This window comes from Rudaea sp. (assembly GCF_036560865.1).
Taxonomy (GTDB): Bacteria; Pseudomonadota; Gammaproteobacteria; order Xanthomonadales; family Rhodanobacteraceae; genus Rudaea.
The window spans coordinates 1-5,270 of record NZ_DATBQK010000002.1 but is presented as its reverse complement, the minus strand read 5'-3'; the positions used below and the strand labels follow the sequence as shown (position 1 = coordinate 5,270).

Below are 5,270 nucleotides of genomic sequence, written 5' to 3'. Positions count from 1 at the left end.
CGCAGGTGGGTACGGCGCATGCGATCGCCGATCAGGGCCTGGGCTTTCTGCACGCGGCGGGCAAGACCGGCACCAGCGATTCGCAGCGCGATTCCTGGTTCGCCGGATTCACCGGCTCGCACCTCGCCGTGGCCTGGGTCGGCCGCGACGACAACAAGCAGACCGGTCTTTATGGCGCGACCGGTGCATTGCAGGTGTGGACTGCGCTGATGCGCAAGCTGCCCAGCGCGCCGTTGAGCGTGCCCCAAGACGGCCTCGATCAGGTTTACGTTAATCCGCAGAGCGGCGCGCAGACCGACGCGCAATGTCCAGGCGCACGCAGCTTGCCGTTTATGGCAGGATTCGCACCGCAGGACACCGATCACTGTGTGCTGCAGGAGATCAAGTCGATTTTCAGCGGTGATCAGTAGCTGTTCCGTCAGATGAGGGGCCGGCGTTATACAGCATCGATTGATAATCAATCCTCACGATCAAGGACGATCGCATCAGTAAAGGCACAGAAATGAAATCAAATTTTCGCATGATCCCCCTGACAATCGGCGGCTGCCTTCTGCTCGCCAGCTGCGCCCAGCCGCCGGTTGTGCAGAAACCGGTTGCCGATCCGACTGCCGCCGTCACCGCGATCCGCGCCGCGGGCGCCAAGCTCGAATCGAGCGTCGAGGTCAAACCGTTGCGCGATCCCGCAGTCGACGGCCTGCTCAAGCAGGCGCACGATCTCGAAGCACAGGGGCAACCCGCAGCAGCGCTCGACGCGGTGCGCAAAGCGGAAAAAATCGCCGGCTCGACGCCGGACATCATCCAGTATGAAGCCGAACTGCTGATCGAAACCCGCGACTGGAAGCAGGCCGCCATCAGCGCGCAGAAGTCCTGGGATCTGGGCCCCAAGGTCGGCGCGCTATGCGCGCGCAACCAGCAGACCCTGGTCGAGACGCGCAAGGCGCAAGGCGATGACGCCGGCGCGCAGCAGGCACGAGTGCAACTCGCGGCGTGCAACGTACCGGCGCCGGCACGCTATTGACATACGGACGCTTGCGCTTGGCTCTCGCTTCGCTCGCCATTACTCGCTGCATCCGCAGCTCGCCCTTCGGGCCATTCGCTATGCGAATGTTCGCTTCGGCATCCTGCCTACGCAGTCCGGCGCAGGCCGGAATATCTCTCTGCTCGTCATACCCGCGAGCGGTGTGCGTAGCCCTCCCCTTCAAGGGGAGGGTTGGGTGGGGATGGTGTTGCTCATCCTTTCTTAGCTCGTCATTCCAGCGAAAGCTGGAATCCAGTGCCTTTTCTTTTATTTGCTCTGCACTAGAGCAAAGCTTCCACTCGCCTGCGGCGAGCGGGTCACTTTTCTTTGTTTGCCCAAAGAAAAGTAACCAAAAGAAATGCACCCCCGGTGTCGCGCTCTACACACGTCCTGTGCTGCGAGTGCGCGAACAGGCTCCGGGGTTTGCTTGATGTACGTCCATGTACATTCGCAAACTGGCGCGCTTCCTGCGCGCCACCCTTCGGGCTGTTCCTGCGCCTGCTCGCCGCGTCACAGGGGGCCCTTTTTGGGCGGCATCCTGCCGCAGAAGCAACATCCGCCACTTCCAGGTGTAGTCCAGGGATGGACGGATTCGTGCAGGAAACGGCGGCCTTCGCGGTGCCGAGCATCGCAGGCTGCGGCGGAGTTGCCCGCAGGGGCGCGCGCAGGAGGCGCGCGCGTGTGCGAACGCACAAGGATGTGCGTCAAGCGAACCCCGCCGAAGCCGAGAAGCACAGGGCATTGTGCTGCGCTGACGCGCAGCACAACACCGCGTCGGTCGCCTAGCCTTTTGCCCACTTTTGGGCAATGCCAAAAGTGGGTCGCTCGCCGCAGGCGAGTGAAAGCTTTGCTTGTGCAGGCGAGTGGAAGCCCTTCTCTTCAAGAGGCAAGATCAAACTGGATGACCAGCTTCGCTGTTGAAAGCCCCGCTTTCGCGGGAATGACGAGCGGAAAGGCTTTCGCCGGGATGACGAGCAAAGCCTTAGCGGGGATGACGAGCAAAGGCGCGATCGAATGATCGCCAATCTGAGCGCCAGCGAGTTGTTGGGCGCCGACGGCCCTTTTGCGCGCGAAGTGCAGAACTTCGCGCCGCGCGAATCCCAGCAGGTCATGGCCGAGGCAGTCGAAGACGCGATTGCCGAGCATCATTCGTTGATCGCCGAGGCTGGCACCGGCACCGGCAAGACGTTTGCGTATCTGGTGCCAGCGCTGCGCTCGGGTAAGCGCGTGATCGTGTCGACCGGAACCAAGACGCTGCAGGACCAGTTGTTTCATCGCGATCTGCCGCGCGTGCGCGAAGTGATCGGCGCGCGCCTGCGCACGAGCCTGCTCAAGGGCCGCGCGAATTACCTGTGTCTGTATCGCACCGAGCAGACCGCCAAGGACGGGCGCTTCACCTCGCGCGAACAGATCGGTCATCTGCACGCGATCCGCGCGTGGGCGCAGCGCACCGGCAGCGGCGATCGCGGCGAGTTTGCCGAGGTGCCTGAGGATTCGCCGCTGTGGCCGCGCGTGACTTCGACCACAGAGAACTGTCTCGGCGCGGATTGCCCGATGTTCGGCGACTGCTTCGTGGTCAAGGCGCGGCGCGCGGCACAGGAGGCTGATCTTGTCGTGGTCAATCATCATCTGCTGTTCGCCGATCTGGCGATCAAGCAGGAGGGCTTCGGCGAGATCCTGCCCGGTGCGCAGGCCTTCATTCTCGATGAGGCGCACCAGATTCCGGAACTCGCCGGTGTATTCTTTTCCACAAGTATAACTTCGCGGCAGATCACCGAGCTGGCGCAGGATGCGCTCGCCGAGTGCGCAACGGTCAGCGGCGCCTTGGCCAGCCTGCGTGAATCGATCGAGGCGATCGCACCCGCCGTGCGCCGTGCGCGCCTGGCGCTCGACAAACTGCCGCTCAAGGGCGCTTTTGCGCTGATTGAAAGCGATAGCGGCACACAGACCGAATTGCACGCGCTTGACGAGACCTTGCGCAATCTGGCTTCCGCGCTGGCGACGCAGAAGGATCGTTCGCGCGGGATGGACAGCACGCATGAGCGTGCCGAGACGCTGTGCCAACGGCTGCGCGATGTGCTCGACGGCGGCGCGCACGATGCCGTGCACTGGTATGAACTGTTCCCGCAGGGGTTTTCGTTTCACGCCACGCCGCTCGATCTCGCGCCGCCGCTGCGCGCTTTGCGCGAGCAATCGCGTGCGAGCTGGATTTTCACCTCGGCGACATTGTCGGTCGCCGGCGACTTCGATCATTTCGCGCGCCAGCTCGGTCTGGACGACCCGGTCGCGCTGAGTCTGGCGAGTCCGTTCGATTATCAGCGCCAGGCACTGGCGTATTTGCCCAAGGGTCTGTCCGATCCGAATGCGCCGGATTACACCGAGCAGGTGATCGCCGCGGCGCGGCCCGTGCTCGACGCCGCGCGCGGACGCACGTTTCTGCTGTTCACTTCGCATCGCGCCCTGAAGCGCGCCGCGGAATTACTCGCGGATCTGCCGTTTCCGCTGTTCATCCAGGGCACTGCGCCGCGTCATCAGCTGCTGACCGAGTTTCGTGCGTCCGGCAACGGCGTTCTGCTTGGCGCGGCGAGTTTCTGGGAAGGCGTCGATGTGGTCGGCGAGGCCTTGAGCTGCGTGGTCATCGACAAGCTGCCGTTTGCTGCGCCGGACGATCCCGTGCTGGTCGCGCGTCTGAACGCACTGCGCGAAAACGGTGGCAATCCGTTTTTCGAATGGCAGGTGCCGGCCGCGGTTATCGCGCTCAAGCAGGGCGCCGGCCGGCTGATCCGCGACACGACCGACCGCGGCGTACTCATGCTCTGCGATCCGCGCCTGACCTCGCGCGCCTACGGCAAGTTGTTTCTCAGGAGCCTGCCGCCGATGCCGATCTCGCGCGAGCTCGGTGACGTGCAGAAATTTTTTGCTGTATCCCCTCTCGCGCTTGCAGAAGAGGGTTAGGGATCCTACCGTTCGTGCTGAGCTGGTCGAAGCACGCTCTGAGAAACCCTGCGCAAACAAGTCCTTGCAATGCGCCCTTCGACAAGCTCAGGGCGAACGGAGAGTTGTTCAGAGTTTCCTTGGTTTAGAGTGAGGTGACGTTCCCAAATGCTCGACATCGATCGCATAGAAATCAATGGCGCAGCGACGCGCGTCGAGGATCTGCGTCTGCTCGTGCAGACCAACTACGGTCACTTCAGCGCGATGCGCGTGGAGAACGGCTGCGTGCGCGGCCTCGACTTGCACCTTGAACGACTCGAACGCTCGACGCTCGAACTGTTCGGCACCGCGCTGGAGCGTGAGCGCGTGCGCGACTATCTGCGCCACGCGATCGGCACGGAGTCGCGGCCGCTGTCGCTGCGCGTGAATATCTTTTCGCGCGCGCTGAATCGCGATCGACTCGATACCGCTGTGCTGCCGGACGTGCTCGTCACCGTTGCCCCTGCCACGTCGTCGCCGATCACGCCGCTGCGGTTGAAATCGTTCCGCTATGCGCGCGATCTGGCGGCGATCAAACATGTGGGTACTTTTCCACTTTTCCACTATCGCCGACTGGCGCAGCAGGCCGGCTTCGACGATGCGCTGTTCGTCGACGCCGCCGGCCGCATCAGCGAAGGTTCGATCTGGAATATCGGCTTCGCCGACGCGCACGGCATCGTCTGGCCGGATGCGCCACAGCTGACCGGGGTAAGTTTGCAACTGTTGCAGGAAGGCATGGCGCGCAGCGGCGTGACAAGTGCGCTGCGGCCGGTCCGCCTGGACGATCTTGCGGCGTACCGCTCGGCGTTTTTCAGCAACGCGAGCGTTCCATTGCGGCCGATCGCCAGCATCGATGCGGTCAAATTCGCCGTCGACGAAGCCTTGCTCGAAAAACTGCGGCAGTGCTACGAGAGCAATCCCTGGCAGCGTATTTAGAATATTTTTGACTCAAGTGCTTACACGTAGCGATCTGCTTTTCACCTCCCCCCTTTGAGGGGGAGGTCGGCACGCGCAGCGCGCCGGGAGAGGGGATGGCGCCGAAGGCGCCCGCTTTCGCGCGCGCTACCCCTCTCCCACAAGGGGAGAGGGGTCCAAAGCAAAGGTGTCGTTGTAACCATTTCAGCTCAACCGAAAGTGCTCTGGCCGGCGAGAGAGAACGCGGTGTCGCCGCCCACGGTCGCACCAATGTCAGCGCTCGCCCGCGCCGCGCCCGAATTGGCCCATATCGCGGCCAGCGCACGGGGCTGTAATTCCCGTCAGATCATTGGCGAGGAGAATC

At 63.1% G+C, this 5,270-nt stretch carries 4 protein-coding genes and 1 pseudogene; 4 read left to right on the top strand and 1 reads right to left on the bottom strand.

Going from position 1 to position 5,270, the window contains the following annotated elements:
• Together VIE67_RS00080 and VIE67_RS00075 are read left to right on the top strand one after the other, a co-directional pair.
• Positions 1-410, top strand: a pseudogene (locus tag VIE67_RS00080) (penicillin-binding protein 1B); the annotation flags it as partial.
• Between the two features lie 110 nt (positions 411-520).
• Positions 521-1,018, top strand: coding sequence for a tetratricopeptide repeat protein (locus VIE67_RS00075; protein WP_332022184.1), 498 nt, complete (start codon positions 521-523; stop codon positions 1,016-1,018).
• An 879-nt stretch (positions 1,019-1,897) separates the two neighbouring features.
• On the opposite strand, the gene VIE67_RS00070 is transcribed toward VIE67_RS00075, so the two are convergent.
• Entirely contained in the window at positions 1,898-2,167 is a 270-nt protein-coding gene (locus VIE67_RS00070) for a hypothetical protein (RefSeq protein WP_332022183.1), read from the bottom strand.
• Between VIE67_RS00070 and yoaA the strand changes: the two genes are divergently transcribed.
• Together yoaA and VIE67_RS00060 are read left to right on the top strand one after the other, a co-directional pair.
• Positions 2,093-3,973, top strand: coding sequence for a DNA repair helicase YoaA (yoaA, locus tag VIE67_RS00065; protein WP_524539301.1), 1,881 nt, complete (start codon positions 2,093-2,095; stop codon positions 3,971-3,973). The genes VIE67_RS00070 and yoaA overlap by 75 nt on opposite strands.
• Positions 3,974-4,120: 147 nt before the next feature.
• A complete protein-coding gene (locus VIE67_RS00060) occupies positions 4,121-4,927 on the top strand; it encodes an aminotransferase class IV family protein (RefSeq protein WP_332022181.1) in 807 nt (268 codons plus the stop codon).
• Positions 4,928-5,270 lie beyond the last annotated feature (343 nt).

Coding starts and splice junctions, on each gene's coding strand:
- VIE67_RS00075 (WP_332022184.1), top strand. CDS start 521: ATGATCCCCCTGACAATCGGCGGCTGCCTTCTGCTCGCCAGCTGCGCC.
- VIE67_RS00070 (WP_332022183.1), bottom strand. CDS start 2,167: ATGATGCTCGGCAATCGCGTCTTCGACTGCCTCGGCCATGACCTGCTG.
- VIE67_RS00060 (WP_332022181.1), top strand. CDS start 4,121: ATGCTCGACATCGATCGCATAGAAATCAATGGCGCAGCGACGCGCGTC.